Origin of the sequence: Thermocatellispora tengchongensis, from assembly GCF_014202315.1 — a bacterium.
Lineage (GTDB): Bacteria > Actinomycetota > Actinomycetes > Streptosporangiales > Streptosporangiaceae > Thermocatellispora > Thermocatellispora tengchongensis.
On record NZ_JACHGN010000004.1, the window covers coordinates 400,821 to 421,294 of the forward strand.

Consider the following 20,474-nt stretch of genomic DNA (forward strand, 5'->3'; position numbering starts at 1 on the left):
CCCGGGACGCGGGCCCACCCAGGCGCGCCCCCGTCGCCAGGAGCAGGTAGCGCGCTCTGGGAGACGCGGCCCGTTCGAGCGCGCCGCCTGCTCCGCAGGCGTACGTAACGTCAACCCCAGGGACGCAGGCCCGCACGGGCGTGCCGCTCGTCTGTGGCGCAGGTTGCGTCAGCAGCGTTGGCGGGCTGGGCCCGAAGGCGGCGGTGACCGCCATGGCCGGGATGATCTGCGGGAACGCGAACACCAGGTCGGTCAGGTGCGTGATCACCTCGGGGACAGGGCCTCATCCGGCCCGCAGGTATCGCCCAGTCCAGGGGGCGGCCCCATCCGAGGGGTACAGGTAGCGCCCGGTCTTGGGCCCGGGCGCACTCGCACGCGCAGGTATTGCCTGGCTCCAGGGAGCCGGGCCTGTTCGCGCGTGCAGGTGGCGCCCCGCGCCGGGGTACCGCCGCACCGGGGCGCACCGGTAGCGCCCGGCACGGCCGGGGCCGGGGGCGGCGGGTGGTCTTGGGGGGGCTTGCTGGGCGCGCCTCTTAGCGGCGGGTGGTGCCGGATTGGTTGGTGCAGGTCAGGTTGGTTTCGGGGCGGTAGACGGTGCGGATGGTGGGGTCGCGTTTGACCTCGGCGCCGTCCTTGTAGAAGACCCGGGTGACCTCGATGGTGAAGCCGCGCTGGCCGACCATCGGGATGCAGTCGGGGCTGTCGTCGGTTTCGCTGGGGAAGTCGGTGAAGCTGTGCGGCTTGGAGGTTATCGCCTTGATCTCGTCGTACCGCTTGGTGCTCCAGAAGGTGACCGTGATCGACGTGTCGGTGTAGGAGGTTTTGATCAGCACGCCGTACTTGGAGTCGTTCTGCCACTGGAAGTCGGGCTGCGGGTACGACACCGTGGACTCGCGCCCCGCAGGGTAGCGGGAGATGTAGAACTCGTGGGCGGTGTGCTTGACGTCCTTGAGCCCGCCGAAGAAGACCGCGTTGTACATCGTGGTGACGAACTGCGAGATGCCGCCGCCCACCTCGTTCACCAGGCGGCCCGCGGTGATCTGGGGGGCCTCGACGAAGCCGCGGGCCTTGTCGCGCTGGCCGACGATCTCGTTGAGGGAGAACGTCTCGCCGGGCTTGACGAGGTAGCCGTCGAGGATGTCGGCGATGGTGTGGATGTTGGTCACGCGCGGCGCGCAGCACGGATGGTGGGTGGTGAAGGAGCTGATCTGCTCCTTGATGCCCAGTGCGCGCACCTCGCTCTCGCTGATGCGCGGCTTGACGGTGGTGAGCGTGACCTCGATCGTACGCCGCCCGCCGTCCTGGATGGTCTCGGCGACCGCCGCGGCCAGCTTCTCGGCATCGACGCCCTGGCCGGCGCGCCCGGGGATCAGCTTGGGCTTGCCGTTCACGATGTCGTAGGTCGGCTCCACCGGGGCCTTGGCCGGATCGACGAGGTGCTTTTCGAGCTCGGCGAGCGCGCTCTTGGCGTCGAACTTGGGCACCAGCCTGCCCTGCTCGTCGGGGACGAAGCGCAGGTGGGCGGCGAGGGTCGTACGCGGGAGCTGCACCCGCTTGGTGCCGCTGGTCAGCGTGAACGGCGCGGCGACGGCGCGGCGGGCGGTGACCACGGCGTCCTCGAACGCCTCGGCGGTGAGCCGGGGCTTGAGCACCGAGACCGGCAGTTGCACCGGTTCGGTGGTGGTGAGATACGCCCGGCGGATCACCTCGGCGGCGGCGTCGCGCTCCACGGCGCGGCCGTCGCGCGGCGTGACCACCTCGGGGGTGAGCCCCTTGTAGTGGATCTCGCCCTCGCGTACGGAGCGGTCGATCTCGCCCGCCAGGGTCTCGACGGCGCCGACGAGCTTGGCGGGCTGGACGTCCACCTTGGGGGTGATCGGGGTCGTGCCGAACAGGCCGCGCCACACCTCGGCGGGGGTGGGCAGCCCGCTGGGCGCCTGCTCGATGGTGCCGACGACGTCGAGGCTGAGCCCGGCGTCCTCGGGCAGCACCTGGCGGCGCACGCCCATGGCCTGCACCAGGATGGGCTGCCGGGCGCGCGCGTCCAGCTTCTCGCGCAGCCGGTCGGCCGCCTGGGCGGCGGTGAGGCCGCCGATGTCCACGCCGTTGACGGTGGTGCCGGGGAGCAGCATGCCGGACATCACGATCGCGGGCACGACGTACGCGAGCACCAGGGCCAGCACGAGCAGGACGAGCGTGATGACGAGGCCGCGTCCACGGCGGCGGCGCACCGGCTCGGGGCCGAGGTCCAGCCGGCCCGCGCCCGGCTCGCCGTCGTCCTCGCCGGCCGGGCCCACCGGGGCGACGGGCGGGTTGCGGCGCTCGGCCCTGCCCTCAAGGCGCCACGTCTGGGCCGGCTGGGGCACGGGCGGGAGCGGGGCGGAGCGGGGGTTGGCGCCGGGCGGCGCGGGGGTGCTGCGGCCGAAGATGTCGGGGGAAACGCCGGGGGGCAGGCGACGTCCGCCCTTGGGGCCGCCCCGCTGCGGGGGCACGGCGGGACCGCTGCCGCGGTTGGGGTTGTTCAGGCCGAACGGGGCGCCGTTGAGCCGCGGCAGGTCGGACAGGTCGGGTAAGGAGTCGCCGTCGAAGGGGGAGCGGCCCGGGGCGTACGGCATGCCGTTCGCCTGGTCCGGGGACGCGGGCGAGGGCGAAGGGTCCGGCGGAGGGGGCGGCGCGGGGTAGCGCGAGCCGTTCGCGGGATAGCGCGAGCCGTTGCGCGGGGCGGACTCGGGCGGCGCGGGGTAGCGGGAGCCGTTGGCCGGGTAGCGGGCGCCGTTGCGGCCCCGAGGACCCGGTGCCGGGTCGTCGGGGTCGTGCGCCGTGTCGTCCAGCTCGTGCGCGCCGTCGCTCACGCCGTACGCCGTGTCGTGGTCGCGGTGGTCGCGGCGGCCACCGTGTGCCGCGCCATTTGTGGCGTTAGCGCCATATTTCGCCCCATTTACACCATTTATCGTCCTAGATGCGCTTTCAGTGCCGTATCGGGCCCCGTTCGGTCCGTACGTCGCGCCGTTCGCCTGGTACGGCACGCCGTTGGGGCCGTGCGCGGTGGGTTCAGGAGGGGCGGCAGGGGGCGCGGCGGAGGGGCCGGCCGGCCCTTCCGCGGTTCCGGCGGACCCGTCCACCTCGTGTGGCTTGGGCTGGGGAACCGCGGCGAACGGGTCCGTCGGTGGGTCTATCGACGCTCCGGCGTTCCGCACGCCTCCGTCCTCTCGGTTCGTGGCCGCTCCTCAGAGAACCCTAAAGCACAGCCATCCGCATACGCCGCAGAAAGCTACCATTTCCCGACACGCTGCAGTCTGGCCGAGATGTCCCGCTACACCGCTATCCCGTCCACCGATACCGGTGTTCAGGACGCCCTGCCGTACCGTATCTCGGACGCAACTCCGCACGGCCCGATACGCAGAGATATTCAAGATATCTGCGCGCGCTCACCCGCGACAGGCCCGTGAGGGCCGCGGTTTCCGCGGCCGACAGGTCGGTGCCGGTCTCGCGCAGGGTGTCGGCGACGAGGGTGCAGGTGGCGGCCGACAGCCCCTTGGGCAGGGGCGCGGTGCCGCCGCGCACCCCGCCGAAGAGCCGGTCCACCTCGTCCTGCCCGGCCTCCCCGCCGAGGGCGGCCAGCCGCCTGCGGGTGTCGGCGTACGCGCCGAGCCGCTCGGTCAGCGCGGCGGCGGTGAACGGCTTGATCAGGTAGTTGACGGCCCCGCCGCGCATGGCCGCCCGTACGGTGGCCACGTCGCGCGCCGCGGTGATGACCAGCACGTCCACCGGCTGGTCGGCCCGGCGCAGCGCCTGCAACACGTCGAGTCCTGACATGTCGGGCAGGTAGATGTCGAGCAGCACCAGGTCGGGCCGGTGCTCGGCCACCGCGGCGAGCGCCGACCTCCCGGTGTGCGCGGTGCCGGCCACCGTGAAGCCCGGCACCCGCGCGACGTACCCGCCGTGAATCCTGGCCACCATGAAGTCGTCGTCCACGACCACCACGCGGATCACTTGCTGACCTCCGAAGGAGCGGCCGGCGCCACGGGCAGCAGCGCGGTGAACACCGCGCCGCCCTCGCCTGCGCCCGGATTGTCCACACGTACCCATCCGCCGCGCCGCCGGCACGCCTGCCGGGTGAGCGCCAGCCCCAGGCCGCGCCGCCCCGCCTGAGCGGCCTTGGTGGTGAACCCGTCGCGGAACACCTCCTCGGCCAGCTCCGGCGTGATGCCGGGCCCGGAGTCGCGCACCCGTACGTGCAGGCCCTCGGCGTCGGTGCGCACCGTGACCTCGACCGTCCCGCCGCCGTCGAGCGCGTCCAGGGCGTCCAGGGCGTTGGCGACCAGGTTGCCGACGACGAGCACGGCGTCCTGCGGGTCGCCGAGCGCGCCCTCCTCCACCGCCGAGTCCTCGGTGAGGATCAGCGACGCGCCCCGCTCGGCGGCCTCGGCCGCCTTGGCCAGCAGCAGCGCGGCCAACGTCGGGTCGGCCACCCGCTCCCGGATGCCGGCGGCGTAGTCGCTGTACGCCTGGGTGGTCTGGGTGATGTAGCGGATGGCGGCCTCGTGCTCGTCGAGCTCCAGCAGGCCGACCACGGTGTGCATGCGGTTGGCGAACTCGTGCGCCTGCGCGCGCAGGGCCTCGGTCGCGCTGCTGGCGCTGTCCAGCTCGCGGGCCAGGCGCACCAGCTCGGTGCGGTCGCGCAAGGTGATCACCCAGCCGCGGTGCTGGCCGCGTACGGCGACGGGGGTGCGGTTGAGCACCAGCACCCGCCCGCCGCTGAGCACGATACGGTCCTCGCCGGGGTCGTCGCCGCCCAGCACGTCCCGGATGCGCTCGGACAGCGGTATCTCATCCAGGGAACGGCCCACCACATCGGCGGACAGGCCGAGCAGGTCGCGGGCGGCGTCGTTCACCAACGTGACGGTGTCGTCCAGATCCAGGGCGAGCACCCCCTCCTTGACGCCGTGCAGCACCCCCTCGCGCTGCTCCAGCAGCGCGGCGATCTCCCGGGGCTCCAGCCCGAACGTCTGGCGGCGTACCCGCCGCGTGATCAGCGCCGCCGCGCCCGAGCCCGAGACCAGCACCGCCAGCACGGTCCACAGCAGCGGCGGCAGCGCCGCGCCGAGCTGCTCGGAGACGGTCTGCTCCAGCACCCCCACCGAGGTGAGCCCGATGACCCGCCCGGCCTCGTCGAAGATGGGCGCCTTGCCGCGTACGGAACGGCCGAGCGTGCCGGTCTGCACGCCGGTCCACTTCCTGCCGCTGCTGAGCACCTCCGAGCCGTCGGTGGACAACCGCCGCCCGATGAGGGCGGTGTTGGGGTGGGCGTACCGGATCTGGTCGCGGTTGGCGATCACGACGTAGTCGGCCCCGGTGGCCCGCTGCACGCCCATCGCGATCGGCTGGAGCGTCAGCTCGGGCCGCGGCGAGCGGAACGCCGCCCGCACCTCGGGCAGCCCCGCCACGGACTCGGCGATGGCCAGCGCGCGCTCCTGGTACTGCTCGGCCAGTTGCTCCCTGGTGTGCTGCGCCCACACCCCGGCCGTGCCCCCGACCGCGAGGAACACGATCACCATCTGGAGCACGAAGAGCTGCGTGCCGAGGGAGGCGTTGGTCACACGTCGCACGACCCCTCCAGCCCGGATGACCTGGACAACCTGGACGACCTGCGCTGACAGGCGGGGCCAATGTAGGCCGCCCCAGGTAACAACCCGGTCGCGGCCGTTGTGACCAATACCACCAATACGACGGCAAGCACGCAAAGCATCGACAGGGCCGGGTGGCGCGCCGAGCATCCTCACAAGTTCGCCCACTCGCTGTTGGAGTTCCCATGCGCACACGCCCCGGCCGGCTCGCGGCCCTGGTCATGGCCGCGGCCGCCGCCGTACTCACCACCGCCTGCGGCGCCGGCACCGACGCGGGCTCCGGCTCGACGGCCCTGCGGATCATGGCGCCCGCCGCGCCCGGCGGCGGCTGGGACCAGACCTCCCGCACCGCCGAGCAGGCCATCAAGGCGGCCGACCCCGCGCGCAAGGTGGAGGTGTTCAACGTGCCCGGCGCGGGCGGCACGATCGGGCTGGCCCAGCTCGCCGGGGAGAAGGGCAACGGCAACCTGCTGATGACGATGGGCCTGGTCATGGTGGGCGCCATCGAGCAGAACAAGTCGCAGGTCACGCTGGCGCAGACCACGCCGATCGCCAAGCTGACCGAGGACTACGAGATCGTCGTGGTGCCGGCGCAGTCGCCGTACAAGTCGGTGGCCGATCTGGTGGCCGCGTGGAAGGCCGACCCGGCCAAGATCGCCATCGCGGGCGGCTCGGCGGGCGGCACCGACCACATCGCGGCCGGGCTGATGGCCAAGGCCGCCGGCATCGACCCCAAGCGGATCAACTACATCGCGCACTCCGGCGGCGGCGAGGCGCTGAACGCGCTGCTCGGCAACAAGGTCGCGATGGGCATCAGCGGCATCAGCGAGATGTCGGAGCACGTGAAGTCGGGCAAGGTGCGCGCGATCGGCGTCACCGCCCCCGAGCGCGTGGACGCCGTGGACGCGCCGACCCTCAGGGAAGGCGGCCTGGACGTCGTCGTCGCCAACTGGCGCGGGTTCGTCGCCCCCGAGGGCATCAGCGAGGCCGACCGCAAGGCGCTGACCGACCTGGTCACCAAGATGCACGCCTCCCGGCCCTGGCAGGACGCGATCAAGAAGAACGGCTGGGTGGACTCCTTCCAGACCGGCCCGGCCTTCGCCGACTACCTGGCCGCCGAACAGGCCCGGGTGAAGGCCATCATCGCCGAGATGGGCCTGGTCTCCTGATGTCCTCTCCGGAGAAGGCCACCCCGCGCCCGGCCGGCCGGACCCGGCCCGGCGCGGAGCTGGTGCTCGCCCTGATCGTGCTCGCGCTGGGCGGCTTCGTCATCGCCGGTACGTCCGGCGTCACCGCCGCCGCCTCCACCCTCGGCCTCGGCCCGCGCTTCTTCCCGATCCTGGTCGGCTCGGCGCTGATCCTGATCGGCGTCGCGTACGTGGTGGACGTGCTGCGCGGCGGCCACGGCGACCCGGAGCAGAGCGAGGACATCGACGCCGCGGTGCCCGCCGACCTGCGCAGCGTCGCGCTGGTGAGCGGGATCTTCCTGGCGTTCGCCGTGACCCTGGACTTCCTGGGCTGGATCGTCGGCGCGTCGCTGCTGTTCTTCGGCCTGGCCGTGACGCTCGGCGCCACCCACCGGCTGCGGGCCGCGCTGATCGCGGTGGCGCTCGCCGCCGGAACGTACCTCGCCTTCGTCAAGGGCCTGGGCGTCACCCTCCCCGCCGGCCTCCTCACCGGAGTGCTCTGAAGCGATGGACTCCCTCACCCTCCTCCTGGACGGCTTCGCGACCGCGCTCACCCCGGTCAACATCGCGTACGCCCTGGTCGGCGTGACGCTCGGCACGCTCGTCGGCGTGCTGCCGGGCATCGGCCCGGCGATGACCTTGGCGCTGCTGCTGCCGATCACCTTCAACGTGCCGCCCGCCAGCGCGTTCATCATGTTCGCCGGGATCTACTACGGCGGCATGTACGGCGGCTCCACCACCTCGATCCTGCTCAACACCCCCGGCGAGAGCGCCTCGATGATCACGGCCCTGGAGGGCAACAAGATGGCCCGGCGGGGCCGCGCCGCCCAGGCCCTGGCCACGGCCGCCATCGGCTCGTTCGTCGCGGGCACGATCGCGACCGCCCTGCTCGTGGCCGCCGCCCCGCTGGTCGTGCGGTTCGCGATCTCCTTCGGCCCCGAGGACTACTTCGCGCTGGCGGTGCTGGCCTTCACCGCCGTGTCGTCGGTGCTGTCGCGCTCGGTCGTACGCGGCCTGGCCGCGCTCGGCCTGGGCCTGGTGATCGGCCTGATCGGCATCGACCAGCAGACCGGCCAGGCCCGGCTCACCCTCGGCATCCCGCAACTCCTCGACGGCATCGACGTCGTGATCGTCGCCGTCGGCCTCTTCGCCGTGGGCGAGGTCCTGTACGTCGCCAGCCGCCTGCGCCACTCCGCCCCCGACGTGATCCCCGTGGGCCGGGCCTTCCTGGGCCGCCAGGACTGGGCCCGCTCCTGGCGCCCCTGGCTGCGCGGCACCGCCCTCGGCTTCCCCTTCGGCGCCCTGCCCGGCGGCGGCGCGGAGATCCCCACCTTCCTGTCGTACGCCATCGAGAAGCGCCTGGCCCGCGGCCCCGGCAAGGAGGAGTTCGGCAAGGGCGCGATCGAGGGCGTGGCCGGCCCCGAGGCCGCCAACAACGCCTCTGCCGCCGGCACCCTGGTCCCCCTCCTGACCCTCGGCCTGCCCACCTCGGCCACAGCCGCGATCATGCTCGCCGCCTTCCAGCAGTACGGCCTGCAGCCCGGCCCCCAGCTCTTCGACCACAACCCGGCCCTGGTCTGGGGGATGATCGCCTCCCTGTTCCTCGGCAACGCGATGCTCCTGGTCCTCAACCTCCCCCTCGCCCCCGCCTGGGCGAAGGTCCTGCACATCCCCCGCCCGTACCTCTACGCCGGCATCATCACCTTCGCCGCGCTCGGCGTGTACGCCCTGAACGCGTCATGGATCGACCTGATCATCCTGTACGTCCTCGGCCTGCTCGGCTACGCCATGCGCCGCTTCGGCCTGCCCATCGCCCCCGCCGTCATCGGCCTCATCCTCGGCCCCATGGCCGAGATCCAACTCCGCCGCGCCCTCGCCATCGGCGCCGGCGACCCCACCACACTCATCCGCAGCCCCATAGCCGCGACCCTCCTGGCCCTGTCCCTCCTCATCCTCCTGCTCCCGGCAGCCCGCCACCTGCTCCGGCTCCGCAGAGGCAGAGCTACATGAGCCTCCCTTTCGCGACCGCGAGATGTAGCCGTACGCTTACGGTAAGCAAACGGCCTAGGCGAGGGAGGTCACATGAGCATCAGGCACGGCAAGCACGAGGGCGACCCGAAGCCGATGCCCAAGCCTTACACACCGCCCAAGCCCGACCCGGCCGGCAACGACACCGCCCAGACGAGCGACGGCAAGCACAGCGGCGGCAAGAAGTAACGTGATCGTCCCCGACGTCACACGGCGGATCGACGACATGATCGCCGCCATCTCCACCGTGCATCCGCACAGCGCACGCACGCGGGCCGCGCTGCACGCCGTACCGCGCCACCTGTTCGTCCCACCGGTCGGGCTGGCGTGCGCCCCCGACGACACCGAGCGCGTCATCAACCGGGGCCTCGACCCCGACGACTGGCTCCAGGCCGTCTACAGCGACACCACCATCACCACGCAGCTCGACGACGGTGCGACACCGATCGGCGCGGGAGAGGGCAGCGCCACGTCATCCGCGTCCGCGCCCAGCACCGTCGCCGCCCTGCTCGACTGGCTGGCCCCCGAACCAGGGCATCGGGTGCTGGACATCGGCACCGGCACCGGGTTCACGGCCGCCCTGCTGACCCATCTCACCGGCGACGCGGGCGAGGTCACCTCCGTCGAGATCGATCCGGCGGTGGCCGAGCGGGCGGCCAAGAACCTGGCCACCGCCGGGCACGAACCGCACCTGGTCGTGGGTGACGGGGCACTCGGCTGCCCGGAACGGGCGCCGTTCGACCGGGTGCACGTGACCTGCGGCGTCCGCCGCGTGCCGTACGCGTGGGTGGAGCAGACCCGGCCCGGCGGGGTGATCGTGGCGCCGTACTGCCCGAACTTCGGGCTGAACCACGCCCTGAGGCTCGTCGTCACCTCGGACGGCACGGCGTACGGCAGGTTCCCGGGGTTCGCCTCGTACATGATGATGCGCTCCCAGCGCGCCGCTCCCTGGCACTCCGACAACGGGAACGGACACCGGTCCACGACCCGCGTCGATCCCCGCACCATCCGGTTCGCGCCCGCCGGGGCCGACCTCGCCATCGCGGCCGTCACCGGCCTGCGCGCGGTCACCGCCCAGGACGGCGACCAGTACCGGATGTGGGTGATCGACCAGGAGATGCCGAGCCAGTGGGCCGCGGTCACCTACCGGCCCGGCGAGGAGGAGTACGAGGTCTACCAGCTCGGCGACCGGCCGGTGTGGGAGGAGACCGTGGACGCCTACTTCCGCTGGGTGGCCTGGGGCGAGCCGGGCCGCGACCGATTCGGCATGACGGTCCGGCCCGACGGCCAGGAGATCTGGCTGGACACGCCGGACCAGGTAATCGGCTCCGAGCCCTACTCAGGGCCCTGAAGCGCGAACCGATTGCCCTCGGAGTCGAGGAACATGCACCACCAGCCCCACGGCTGCCGTACCGGCGGGGCCGGGAACTCCACCCCCTTGGCGGACAGCTCCTCGTAGGTCTTCTCCACATCGTCGGCGTAGAGGAAGAAGTTCGCGGTGGGCAGGTCCTCACGCGTGGGGAAGCGGAACGCGTCCTCGGGGTCCGCGCTCAACACCAGCGCGACCCCGCCGTCCGGGGAGGTCACCTCCACCCACCGGTTGCCCTGGTCGTCGTACGGCGCGTCGGTGGTGAGCGAGAACCCGGCGACCTCGGTCCAGAACCGCTTCGCCCGCTCCTGGTCCCGGACCCCGACGATGACCTTCTTCACACCCTGGATGCCCATGAGGCACCTCCCCTGTCTCCGGTCCTCTTCCCGGGCGCTCCCGCCGATCACTCGCCTACGGCGAGGACCGGAACTCCGCTGCCGCCGCCCGCTCCCACTGCGCCACGAAACCGCCCGGAGCACCCTACCCACCACCGGGGGCTCCCGACCACGCCGCTCCCTAGGCCGCGAAAACGATAACCGCTTGCCCACGCCTCAGCGTGATCGTACGATCACGGTAAGGGTTCGGCCTGGACACAGGAGATCGCGACATGGGCAAGCACAGCGACCCCGACAGCCCCAAGGACCAGGAGCTCAAGCCGGACAAGCCGAACAATGATCAGGAGGTGCGTCCCGGGGGTGCGCACGCCGGCGACGGCCGGAAGGACGGCGCGGAGTAGGTGGACATTCCGGTCCGTGCGCACATCGAGCGTCTGCTCGACGCCCACGCGTCCGACGGCCTGAGCGAGGCGGTCGAGCAGGCGTTCCGCGCGGTGCCCCGGCACCTGTTCATCCCACCGGTGGCCCTGGCCTGCCGGGACGATGGGCCGCAGATCATCGACCGTGACGCCGATCCGGACGCGTGGTGGGATGCGGTCTACTCCCGGGCGTCCATCGTCACCCAGCTCGACGACGGCGCCACCGACATCCGCGCCGGGAGCGGCGACTACACCTGTTCCAGCTCCGCCCCCAGTACGGTCGCCGATCTCCTCCAGCGGCTGGAGCTCGCGCCGGGGCACCGCGTACTGGAGATCGGCACCGGCACCGGGTGGACGGCCGCCCTGTTGTCCCACCTCGTCGGCGCGGCCAACGTCACTTCTGTGGAGGTGGACCCGGTCCTGGGCGCGCAGGCGGCGTCGAACCTCGCCGCCTCGGGGCACGCACCGTACCTGGTGGTCGGCGACGGCGCCCTGGGCTGCCCGGAGCGCGCTCCCTACGACCGGGTGCACGTCACCTGCGGCATCCGGCGCGTCCCGTACGCCTGGATCGAACAGTCACGGCCGGGCGCCGTCATCGTGTTGCCGTATTGCCCGGGCTTCGGCACCGACCACGCCCTGCGCCTCGTCGTCACACCGGACGGCATGGCGTACGGACGATTCCCGGGCTTCGCGTCCTATATGACGATGCGCGCCCAGCGACCGCAGCGCGACCAGCCCGCCCGCACCGACGCCGACAAGCACCACCTCACCACCCGCGTGGACCCCCGTACCATCGGACACGCCCCCGCCGGCGCGGACCTCGCGATAGCGGCGCTCACGGGGCTGGACTCCCTCGGTCAGGCGGACCAGGACGAGGACGGGCCACGATACCGGCTGTGGGTGTCCGACCCGGCGGTGCCGCGCTCCTGGGCAGTGGCCGTCTGGCGCCCCGGCCAGGACGAGTACCAGATCTACCAGGTCGGCGACCGGCCGGTGTGGGAGGAGGTCGTCGCGGCGTACTTCCGGTGGGTGGGCTGGGGCGAACCTGGGCGCGACCGGTTCGGCATGACCGTGCACGCCGACGGTCAGGAGGTGTGGCTCGACACGCCGGACCAGGTCATCGGGTCTGAGGCCCGGTCCGCCTGCTGATCACGTGCCTGCGGTGAGGACGGCACGCAACTCCGCCACCGGCGGCCGTTCGCGATGCTCTTTCGGAACCGCCTGGAGCACCATCCTGCCCGTCTCGATGATGTGGTTGCTGCGATAGGAGGGACCGAGAGAGTCGATCACGGCTGCCGCGTTGCGCGCTCCCTCATCGACCCCGCCCTGAGCCACCGTGCACAGCGCCTGGTGGAGCATGACGTTGGCGCGGTACTGGTAGTCGCGTGTCTGCGCGAGCACTTTGTCGCGTGCGGAGTCGGCTCGGCTCTCGTCGCCCGAGGCCGCGTACACCCAGCTCTCGGCGAAGTGGATCTGGTTCGCACTCCAGAACCCGAGGGGGTTGGGGGGTGACGCCCGCGTCCGCGAGTTCGCGGATCGCGGTGGACGCGGCGAGCGTCGTCATTCCTGCCGAGCAGGGACAGCGCCTTCGCCCGCGTGGTCAGCAAGCCGACGGTCGGCCGTCCGGCGATCTGGGTCGCGTTGTCCACGAGCCGGAGCACCGTGGCGGGATCGCGCTGCCCGTACAGGCCGTGTCCGGCCTCCTCGTCGCGGGCCAGGACGCGCGTCTCCAGGTCTCCGGAGGCGTCCGCCGCCGCCCGCGCCGTACGCCACCAGCGGAGGGCGGGCCCGTGCTCACCCAGGCGGGTGAGCGCGTTGGCCTGGATCGCCGAAAGGGCCGCGGCGGCGCGGTGCAGGCCGGGCAGTGTGTCGGGACCGGCGGTGTCGATCTGACGTTGCAGTGCCAGCAGGTCGGTCACGAGATCCGCCGTGACCTGGGCCGGTGGGCGGGTGCGGAGTGCGTACAGGTGGTCCGAACACGTCAGCTCCCAGTCCTCCACGGCGCGCTCTCCGTACTCCAGCGCCATGTCGAGGAGCTGACGGACCGGCTCACCTGTGAGACCGAGCGCGCCGGAGCCGAGGCCTGCGGCGGCGATCTGCAGAAGGCGGCGGCGTTCCGTGGCGTTCTTCCTTGCCGGGCAGTGGCTTTTCCGTGAGCGTACCCACGATCGAGCGCTCCGGCTCAAGGGCCTTCGCGTGGAGTGCGACAAGCGCGCCTCCCGCCGCAAGAGTCGCCCCCCGATACCTTGGGGCGCTCTCCCGCTTGAGGTCAACGACACGCGGCTGGACGCTGAGCGGTTCGAGGTCGGCTATCCGCTCATCAGGCATGGCAGCACCTGAAAGCGCCCGACACCGGCCCGATGATCGGGCGTTTTTGTTGAGGTGTGGAGGTCAGATCAAGTCGTCGAACTCGCCGTCCTTGACGCCATCGAAGAATGCCCGGAGCTCAGACTCGGTGAAGGCCAGGACCGGGCCGGTGGGGTTTTCGCTGTCTCGAATGAGCACTAGAGGGCCCCGGTTGGCCTTGTGGGGAGCATCGGCTGGTGCACTGTCGGCAACCGCGACTTCCACACAGCCGTTACCCCCGTCACTTCGCCGGCTCTTCCGCCAGGTGAGAGTGGCGGGGTCGATCGGGTTGGTGTGCCAGGTCCCTCTTTCCATCTAGAGGCGTCTGGCCGCCTGAGAGATGAACGTTCTTGAGTCGTCTGGGCTGAGCGCCATGGCATGTAGTTGGTCGAAGGCGAGGCTATAGCGATGGACCTCGCCGTCGTCCTCGATCCACAGATTACTCATCATCGTCTCGATATAGACCACATCAGGGTCGTACAGCTCAGGGAACGCCAGGATCGAGAAAGGGGTATTGGCTCCGGGATGAGCGCCCGCAGCGCTGCTGAGGACCTGAATTGTCACATTCGGCAGCTCCGCCTGCCGGATCAGGGACTCGCACTGCGCTCTCATGATCTCAGGATTGCCGACCATGCGGTGAAGGGCCGCTTCGTCCAGAACCATCCAAATGGCAAGGGGAGGGTCGCGGTGCAGCACCTTCTGGCGAGTCATGCGGACCTCGACGCGACGGTCGATCTCGGAGGCGGGCGCGAACGGTATCAGCGCTGCTCTGATGACGGCTCGGGCGTAGTCCTCGGTTTGCAACAAGCCGTGGATGAGTGTCTGTGAGAAGCATCTGATGGAGCTTGCCTCGGACTCCAGGCTGATGTAGTTCGCGTACTCCGTGGGGATCGACTCGTACGTGTCCCACCAACCTCGCTGTGCAGCGGTCCGCCCAAGTTCGGTGAGCGCGTCTCGTTTACCGTTCGGTGCCTCGTAGAGGTCGAGAAGTGCGGCGAGATCCCGGTTCCTGACTCCGACCTGGCCGGTTTCGATACGGCTGATCTTGCTGACGGACCATCCGAGTCGCTCGCCGGCCTGCTCTCCGGTGAGCCCGGCGCGCTCTCGCAGGACGCGAAGCTCTGCCGCGAGCCTGCGGCGGCGGACGGTGGGACCACGCCCACCAGCACCGGCGGGGCCGGGAACTCCATCCCCTTGGCGGACAGTTCCTCGTGGGTCTTCTTCCACGTCGTCCGCGTAGAAGTCATCTCTTGTCCAGGACGGAATCGGCTGGGCTTGAGCACCCTGGGTTCCGGGGGAGCGCGAGGGGGCCGGTAGGCCCCCTCGCCGGGGGGGCGAAGGGGGGCGAAGCCCCCTGGGGAGCAGCGGCTGAGGCCCCTTTGCGCGAAGCGCCGGGTGCCGAAGGCCATGCCCTTGGGCCTGGCGAAGCGCCGGGTGCCGACCCGGCCCCTGTTAGGCGGAGACGCCTAGCTTCTCCAGGATGAGTTCGCGGGCTCGGGCGGCGTCGGCCTTGCCTCGGCTGGCCTTCATGACGCCGCCGACCAGGGCGCCGACGGCGGCGATCTTGCCGCCGCGGACCTTGTCGGCCGCGTCGGCGTTGGCCGCGAGGACCTCGTCGATGATGCGGCTCAGCTCGCCCTCGTCGTTGACGATCTGGAGGCCGCGGGAGGCGACCACCTCGTCGGGGGTGCCCTCGCCTTCCAGGACGCCTTCCAGGACCTGGCGGGCCAGCTTGTCGTTCAGGGCGCCGCTCGCCACCAGGGCGCAGACCCGGGCCACCTGGTCGGGGGTGATCCGCAGGTCGGACAGGGGGACGGCGGCCTCGTTGGCGCGGCGGGCCAGCTCGCCCATCCACCACTTGCGGGCGTCGGCGGGCGGGGCGCCGGCGGCGACCGTGGCCTCGACCAGGTCGATGGCGTCGGCGTTGTGCATGGCCTGCATGTCGAGGTCGGAGACGCCCCACTCCTGCTGGAGCCGCTTGCGGCGGACCGACGGCAGCTCGGGCAGGGCGGCCTTCAGCTCCGCGACCCAGGCCGGGTCGGGGGCGATCGGGACCAGGTCGGGCTCGGGGAAGTAGCGGTAGTCCTGCGCCTCCTCCTTGGAGCGGCCCGAGGTGGTGGTGCCGGTGTCCTCGTGGAAGTGGCGGGTCTCCTGGACGATGCGGCCGCCCTCGGACAGGATCGCGGCCTGGCGCTCGATCTCGTGGCGGACGGCGCGCTCGACCGAGCGCAGCGAGTTGACGTTCTTGGTCTCGGTGCGGGTGCCCCACTCCGAGGAGCCGCGGGGCATCAGGGAGACGTTGACGTCGCAGCGCAGCGAGCCCTCTTCCATGCGCACGTCGGAGACGCCCAGCGCGCGCATCAGCTCGCGCAGCTCGGTGACGTACGCCCGCGCCACCTCGGGGGCGAGCCTGTCGGCGCCCTCGATCGGCTTGGTGACGATCTCGACGAGCGGGATGCCGGCCCGGTTGTAGTCGACGATGGAGTAGTCGGCGCCGTGGATGCGGCCGGTCGCGCCGCCCACGTGGGTGGACTTGCCGGTGTCCTCCTCCAGGTGCACGCGCTCGATGCCGACCCGGACCACCGTGCCATCGACCTCGACGTCGAGGTAGCCGTCGGTGCACAGCGGCTCGTCGTACTGGCTGATCTGGTAGTTCTTCGGCATGTCCGGATAGAAGTAGTTCTTCCGGGCGAACCTGCACCAGGAGGCGATGGAGCAGTTCAGCGCCAGGCCGATCCGGATCGTGGACTCGATGGCCTTCTCGTTGGCCACCGGCAGCGCGCCGGGCAGGGCCAGGCAGACCGGGCAGACCTGGGTGTTCGGCGCGGCGCCGAAGGTGGTGGCGCAGCCGCAGAACATCTTGGACGCCGTGCCCAGCTCGACGTGGGTCTCCAGGCCGAGGACCGGCTCGTAGCGCTCCAACGCCTCGTCGTACGGCATGAGGGTCGTCGTCGTGGTCACAGTGCCGGAGCCTCCTTCAGCAGCGGGCCGTTCCAGCGGGACTCGAACGCCTTCTCCACGGCGGCGCCCACCCGGTAGCAGCGGTCGTCGCCCAGGACCGGGGCCATGATCTGCAGGCCGACCGGCAGGCCGTCCTCGTCGGCCAGGCCGCACGGCACCGAGATGGCCGCGTTGCCCGCCAGGTTGGCCGGGATCGTGCACAGGTCGGCGAGGTACATCGCCATCGGGTCGTCGGCGCGCTCGCCGATCGGGAAGGCGGTGGTGGGCGTGGTCGGCGAGATCAGGACGTCCACCTGCTGGAAGGCGGCCTCGAAGTCGCGGGCGATGAGGGTGCGCACCTTCTGCGCCTGCCCGTAGTAGGCGTCGTAGTAACCGCTGCTCAGCGCGTACGTGCCGAGCATGATGCGCCGCTTCACCTCCGGGCCGAACCCGGCGGCCCTCGTCAGCGCCATGACCTCCTCGGCGCTGCGGGTGCCGTCGTCGCCGACGCGCAGGCCGTAGCGCATGGCGTCGAAGCGGGCCAGGTTGGAGGAGCACTCGGACGGCGCGATCAGGTAGTACGCCGGGAGCGCGGTGGTGAACGACGGGCAGGACACCTCCACGACCTTGGCGCCGAGCGATTCGAGCAGCTCGACGGAGTCGTGGAAGCGGTTGAGCACGCCCTGCTGGTAGCCCTCGCCGGCGAACTCCTTCACCACGCCGACGCGCAGGCCGGCGACGTCGGGGTGCCTGGCGGCCTCGACCACGGGCGGCACCGGGGCGTCGATGGAGGTGGAGTCGAGCGGGTCGTGCCCGGAGAACGCCTCGTGCAGCAGCGCGGCGTCCAGGACGTTGCGCGCGAACGGGCCGGGCGTGTCGAGCGAGGACGCGAACGCGATCAGGCCGTAGCGGGACGAGCCGCCGTAGGTCGGCTTCATGCCGACGATGCCGGTGACCGCGGCCGGCTGGCGGATGGAGCCGCCGGTGTCGGTGCCGGTGGACAGCGGCGTGACGTAGCCGGCGACCGCCGCGCTGGACCCGCCGGAGGAGCCGCCGGGCACCCGGGACAGGTCCCACGGGTTGCGGGTCGGGAAGTAGGCGGAGTTCTCGGTGGAGGAGCCCATCGCGAACTCGTCCAGGTTGGTCTTGCCCAGGATGACCAGGCCGGCCTCGCGCAGGCGGCGGGTCACCGTCGCGTCGTACGGCGGCCGCCACCCCTCCAGGATCCTGGACCCGGCGGTGGTCGGCATGTCGATCGTGGTGAAGACGTCCTTGTGCGCGATCGGCACCCCGGCCAGGGGCCCCAGCTCCTCGCCCGCCGCGCGCCGGGCGTCGATCGCGCGCGCCTGCTCCAGCGCCGCTTCGGCATCGACGTGCAGGAACGCGTTGATCTTGGGATCGACCTCGGCGACGCGGTCCAGGTGGGCCTGGGTGACCTCGACCGCCGAGACCTCTCCGCTCGCCATCAGCGCGGCCAGCTCGGCGGCGCTCTTACGCGTCAGGCTCATGCTTCCTCCCCCAGGATCCGCGGTACGCGGAAACGCTGGTCCTCGACCGCCGGCGCGCCGGACAGCGCCTGCTCGGGCGTCAGGCAGGGGCGTACCTCGTCGGGACGGAAGACGTTGGTGAGCGGCAGCGCGTGCGACGACGGCGGCACATCCTCTGCGGCGACCTCGGACACCCGCGCCACGGACCCGATGATCACATCGAGCTGGGTCGCGTAGTGGTCGAGCTCCTCATCGGACAACGCCAGCCGGGACAACCGGGCCAGATGGGCGACCTCGTCGCGGGTTATGGCGGACATGAGTCGTTGAACCCGTTTCATGAATGGCGATTGGACACTTGTCATCCTAGGGCCCGTCACCGAGCGCGTCCGAACGGTTAACGCGATCGACCCACGACGATCAGGTCATCGGGCGGGTCATCGGGTGTCGGCCATGGCCAGGCCGTCGGTGTCGGGGGTGGTTCTGGCCGTGGGCACGGACGCGGGGATGGCGGCGCCGGGTGTGTCGGCGCGCAGGTGGACGGCGGGGCCCTCGGGGGCGGCGAGCAGGGACCGGCGGGCGCGCAGCCACAGGGTGGCCTCGGCGGCGGGCATGGCCTCGCAGAACCACCAGCCCTGGCCGACGTCGCAGCCCATCTCGGCCAGCCGGCCGGCCACCTCGTCGGTCTCGACGCCCTCGGCCACCGAGCGCAGGCCGAGCGAGCGGACCAGGTCGATGATCGAGCGTACGATGCGGTCCTCGTCGGCGGACGCGCCGGGCTCGCCGTCCTCCCCCGGCCCGGCCAGGCGGCGCACGAACGAGGCGTCGATCTTGACCTCGGAGACGGCGAGACGCTGGAGGCGGACCAGGGAGGAGTAGCCGGTGCCGAAGTCGTCCAGCGCGAGCGGCACGCCGAGGGCGGCCAGCGCGCGGATGGTGTCGCCGGTGTACGCCTGGTCGGTCATCAGGATGCGCTCGGTGACCTCGAGCTGGATGGCGGTGGGGGGCAGCTCGTAGCGGTCGAGACCGGCGGCCAGCCGCTCGGGCAGGGCGCCGTCGAGCAGGTCGCGGGCCGAGACGTTGACCGAGACCTGGGTGCGCAGCCCGGCGTGCCACCACTCGGCGGCCTGCTCCAGGGCGGCGTCGATGACGTGCTGGGTGAGCTGGCGCATGAGGTAGGACTGCTCGGCGAGCGGCACGAAGTCGGCCGGGGAGATCAGCCCGCGGGTGGGGTGCGACCAGCGCAGCAGGGCCTCCAGGCCGACCACGCGGCCCGTGCCCAGGGCGATCTTGGGCTGGTAGTGCAGGCGGAGCTCGCCGGAGTCGAGGCCGCGGCGCAGGTCGCCGAGCAGGCGCAGCCGCTCGGGCGAGTTGCGGTCCTTCTCGGCCTGGTACAGCTCGACGCCGGTGCGGCCCTCCTTGGCCAGGTACATCGCCACGTCGGCCCGCTGGAGCAGCAGCTCGAAGTCGGGCGCGTGGTCGGGGTGCAGCGCGATGCCGACGGAGGCGTCCAGGTCGAAGGTCATGCCTTCGAGGCGTACGGGCTCGGTCAGCGCGACCCGCAGCCGGGCGGCCACCTCGCGGGCGGCGACGGCGTCGCGCACGGAGGGGAGCAGCACCGCGAACTCGTCGCCGCCGAGCCTGGCCACGACGTCGCCCGGACGCACGCTGTGGCTGAGCCGGTGGGCCACGATCTGCAGCAGCCGGTCGCCGACGGGGTGGCCGAGGGTGTCGTTGACCTCCTTGAACCGGTCCAGGTCGAGCAGGAACAGCCCGACGCGCTCGTCGCCGCGGGCCTCGGCCAGCGCCTCCTCGGTGCGCAGGACCAGGTGCTTGCGGTTGGGCAGGCCGGTGAGGCCGTCGTGCATGGCCTGGTGGTCGCGGCGCATGGACAGGGTGGCGGTGAAGTAGACCGCGGCGAGGGGGGCGACGAACAGCGGCACCAGGGCCGGGGAGTGGGACATCACGACCACGACGAGCGGGGCCAGGCCGAGCAGCCCGGCGTACACCAGGGCCTGGCCGCCGATGGTGGCGCGGACGACGCGGGAGATGGAGCGGCGCTCGTGCAGGGAGACGGCGCCGCACACGAGCACGGCGCGGGCCAGGAAGTACGCGGCGCCGGCCAGCGCGATCGGCAGCAGGTCGGCGCCGGTGGGCACCCACGGGTGGCCCGGCCCGGGGCGTACGCCGAACAGGCCGAGGACGACGGCGGCGGCCGTGCTGGCCAGGGTGACCTGGGCGATGTTGAACATGACGCGGTGCCACGCCTTGCGGGTGACCACGCCGTTGACGGCGACCGCGACGGCGTGGAGCAGGACCGCGACCGGCAGCCCGAAGTGCAGCAGCACGGCGAAGGTGAACATCGCCGAGGGGTAGGTGCCGTTGACCACGGCCGAGGAGGAGACCATCACCGGCCGCAGCTCGCCCAGTACGACGAGCACGGCCAGCACCCAGAACAGCGGCAGCCCGGCCAGCATGGTCAGGTCGTCCAGGCCGAGCAGCGCCATGGCCACGACCAGGGCGGTGAAGCCGATCGTGGTGACGCCCGCGAGGTAGGCCCACAGCGGTGAGCCGATGCGGGGTCCGCTGTCTCGCGGATCGGTCGGTTCGGTCATGAGTAACGAAACCCCCAGGAGGTCACTATGGGAGGGTACGACCTCTGGGCCACTTCGCGAAACCGGTTGGGCACGTTGCGTTACTGGCGATTTCTCGCCAGATGTCACCATTAATGAGCGTTTG

At 71.6% G+C, this 20,474-nt stretch carries 19 protein-coding genes; 8 read left to right on the forward strand and 11 right to left on the reverse strand.

Going from position 1 to position 20,474, the window contains the following annotated elements:
* Positions 1–533 precede the first annotated feature (533 nt).
* The 3 genes from HNP84_RS55955 to HNP84_RS11230 form a co-directional block, all read right to left on the reverse strand.
* On the reverse strand, positions 534–2,852 hold the full coding sequence (locus HNP84_RS55955) for a VanW family protein (protein ID WP_185049552.1): 2,319 nt from the start codon (positions 2,850–2,852) through the stop codon (positions 534–536).
* 469 nt (positions 2,853–3,321) lie between these two features.
* Entirely contained in the window at positions 3,322–3,993 is a 672-nt protein-coding gene (locus HNP84_RS11225) for a response regulator (RefSeq protein WP_185049553.1), read from the reverse strand.
* Complete coding sequence (locus HNP84_RS11230) at positions 3,990–5,609, reverse strand: ATP-binding protein (protein WP_312924414.1); 1,620 nt, start codon at positions 5,607–5,609, stop codon at positions 3,990–3,992. The genes HNP84_RS11225 and HNP84_RS11230 overlap by 4 nt, the downstream gene beginning before the upstream one ends.
* Before the next feature lie 203 nt (positions 5,610–5,812).
* Between HNP84_RS11230 and HNP84_RS11235 the strand changes: the two genes are divergently transcribed.
* From HNP84_RS11235 to HNP84_RS11250, 5 genes are all read left to right on the forward strand, one after another.
* Entirely contained in the window at positions 5,813–6,796 is a 984-nt protein-coding gene (locus HNP84_RS11235; RefSeq protein WP_185049554.1) for a Bug family tripartite tricarboxylate transporter substrate binding protein, read from the forward strand.
* Positions 6,796–7,317, forward strand: a complete 522-nt coding sequence (locus tag HNP84_RS11240; RefSeq protein ID WP_185049555.1) for a tripartite tricarboxylate transporter TctB family protein — start codon at positions 6,796–6,798, stop codon at positions 7,315–7,317. The genes HNP84_RS11235 and HNP84_RS11240 overlap by 1 nt, the downstream gene beginning before the upstream one ends.
* 4 nt (positions 7,318–7,321) lie before the next feature.
* Positions 7,322–8,824 (forward strand): tripartite tricarboxylate transporter permease, encoded by a 1,503-nt coding sequence (locus tag HNP84_RS11245; RefSeq protein ID WP_185049556.1) that lies wholly within the window; start codon positions 7,322–7,324, stop codon positions 8,822–8,824.
* Positions 8,825–8,896: 72 nt separating this feature from the next.
* Entirely contained in the window at positions 8,897–9,031 is a 135-nt protein-coding gene (locus tag HNP84_RS54855; RefSeq protein WP_281396086.1) for a hypothetical protein, read from the forward strand.
* Position 9,032: 1 nt separating this feature from the next.
* Positions 9,033–10,193, forward strand: a complete 1,161-nt coding sequence (locus HNP84_RS11250; RefSeq protein WP_312924419.1) for a methyltransferase domain-containing protein — start codon at positions 9,033–9,035, stop codon at positions 10,191–10,193.
* Here the strand turns inward: HNP84_RS11250 and HNP84_RS11255 are convergent.
* On the reverse strand, positions 10,178–10,567 hold the full coding sequence (locus HNP84_RS11255) for a glyoxalase superfamily protein (protein WP_185049557.1): 390 nt from the start codon (positions 10,565–10,567) through the stop codon (positions 10,178–10,180). The two genes, HNP84_RS11250 and HNP84_RS11255, sit on opposite strands and share 16 nt — an antisense overlap.
* A 251-nt stretch (positions 10,568–10,818) precedes the next feature.
* Here HNP84_RS11255 and HNP84_RS54860 point away from each other — a divergent pair, with 251 nt between their 5' ends.
* Together HNP84_RS54860 and HNP84_RS11260 are read left to right on the forward strand one after the other, a co-directional pair.
* The gene (locus HNP84_RS54860) at positions 10,819–10,947 is read left to right on the forward strand and encodes a hypothetical protein (RefSeq protein WP_281396087.1); all 129 of its coding nucleotides are present in this window, start codon (positions 10,819–10,821) and stop codon (positions 10,945–10,947) included.
* Positions 10,948–12,114: a methyltransferase domain-containing protein gene (locus tag HNP84_RS11260; RefSeq protein ID WP_185049558.1), complete on the forward strand. Its 1,167-nt coding sequence runs from the start codon at positions 10,948–10,950 to the stop codon at positions 12,112–12,114. It abuts the gene before it with no gap.
* On the opposite strand, the gene HNP84_RS11265 is transcribed toward HNP84_RS11260, so the two are convergent.
* Positions 12,115–12,417 (reverse strand): hypothetical protein, encoded by a 303-nt coding sequence (locus tag HNP84_RS11265; RefSeq protein ID WP_185049559.1) that lies wholly within the window; start codon positions 12,415–12,417, stop codon positions 12,115–12,117.
* A gap of 56 nt (positions 12,418–12,473) precedes the next feature.
* On the opposite strand from HNP84_RS11265, the gene HNP84_RS11270 reads away from it, so the two are divergent.
* Positions 12,474–13,121 (forward strand): hypothetical protein, encoded by a 648-nt coding sequence (locus HNP84_RS11270; RefSeq protein WP_185049560.1) that lies wholly within the window; start codon positions 12,474–12,476, stop codon positions 13,119–13,121.
* Positions 13,122–13,356: 235 nt separating this feature from the next.
* Here the strand turns inward: HNP84_RS11270 and HNP84_RS11275 are convergent, their stop codons facing one another.
* From HNP84_RS11275 to HNP84_RS11300, 6 genes are all read right to left on the reverse strand, one after another.
* Positions 13,357–13,626 (reverse strand): DUF397 domain-containing protein, encoded by a 270-nt coding sequence (locus HNP84_RS11275; protein WP_185049561.1) that lies wholly within the window; start codon positions 13,624–13,626, stop codon positions 13,357–13,359.
* Complete coding sequence (locus HNP84_RS11280; protein ID WP_185049562.1) at positions 13,627–14,538, reverse strand: helix-turn-helix domain-containing protein; 912 nt, start codon at positions 14,536–14,538, stop codon at positions 13,627–13,629.
* Between the two features lie 225 nt (positions 14,539–14,763).
* Positions 14,764–16,308 (reverse strand): Asp-tRNA(Asn)/Glu-tRNA(Gln) amidotransferase subunit GatB, encoded by a 1,545-nt coding sequence (gatB, locus tag HNP84_RS11285; protein WP_185049749.1) that lies wholly within the window; start codon positions 16,306–16,308, stop codon positions 14,764–14,766.
* Positions 16,269–17,759, reverse strand: a complete 1,491-nt coding sequence (gene gatA / locus HNP84_RS11290) for an Asp-tRNA(Asn)/Glu-tRNA(Gln) amidotransferase subunit GatA (RefSeq protein WP_185049563.1) — start codon at positions 17,757–17,759, stop codon at positions 16,269–16,271. Before gatA ends, gatB begins: the two co-directional genes overlap by 40 nt.
* Complete coding sequence (gene gatC, locus HNP84_RS11295) at positions 17,756–18,055, reverse strand: Asp-tRNA(Asn)/Glu-tRNA(Gln) amidotransferase subunit GatC (protein ID WP_185049564.1); 300 nt, start codon at positions 18,053–18,055, stop codon at positions 17,756–17,758. Before gatC ends, gatA begins: the two co-directional genes overlap by 4 nt.
* 117 nt (positions 18,056–18,172) lie before the next feature.
* Positions 18,173–20,350: a putative bifunctional diguanylate cyclase/phosphodiesterase gene (locus HNP84_RS11300; protein WP_185049565.1), complete on the reverse strand. Its 2,178-nt coding sequence runs from the start codon at positions 20,348–20,350 to the stop codon at positions 18,173–18,175.
* Positions 20,351–20,474: the final 124 nt, after the last annotated feature.

Coding starts and splice junctions, on each gene's coding strand:
- HNP84_RS11300 (WP_185049565.1), bottom strand. CDS start 20,350: ATGACCGAACCGACCGATCCGCGAGACAGCGGACCCCGCATCGGCTCA.
- HNP84_RS54860 (WP_281396087.1), top strand. CDS start 10,819: ATGGGCAAGCACAGCGACCCCGACAGCCCCAAGGACCAGGAGCTCAAG.
- HNP84_RS54855 (WP_281396086.1), top strand. CDS start 8,897: ATGAGCATCAGGCACGGCAAGCACGAGGGCGACCCGAAGCCGATGCCC.
- gatC (WP_185049564.1), bottom strand. CDS start 18,055: ATGTCCGCCATAACCCGCGACGAGGTCGCCCATCTGGCCCGGTTGTCC.
- HNP84_RS11275 (WP_185049561.1), bottom strand. CDS start 13,626: ATGGAAAGAGGGACCTGGCACACCAACCCGATCGACCCCGCCACTCTC.
- HNP84_RS11245 (WP_185049556.1), top strand. CDS start 7,322: ATGGACTCCCTCACCCTCCTCCTGGACGGCTTCGCGACCGCGCTCACC.
- HNP84_RS11235 (WP_185049554.1), top strand. CDS start 5,813: ATGCGCACACGCCCCGGCCGGCTCGCGGCCCTGGTCATGGCCGCGGCC.
- HNP84_RS11240 (WP_185049555.1), top strand. CDS start 6,796: ATGTCCTCTCCGGAGAAGGCCACCCCGCGCCCGGCCGGCCGGACCCGG.
- HNP84_RS11255 (WP_185049557.1), bottom strand. CDS start 10,567: ATGGGCATCCAGGGTGTGAAGAAGGTCATCGTCGGGGTCCGGGACCAG.
- gatA (WP_185049563.1), bottom strand. CDS start 17,759: ATGAGCCTGACGCGTAAGAGCGCCGCCGAGCTGGCCGCGCTGATGGCG.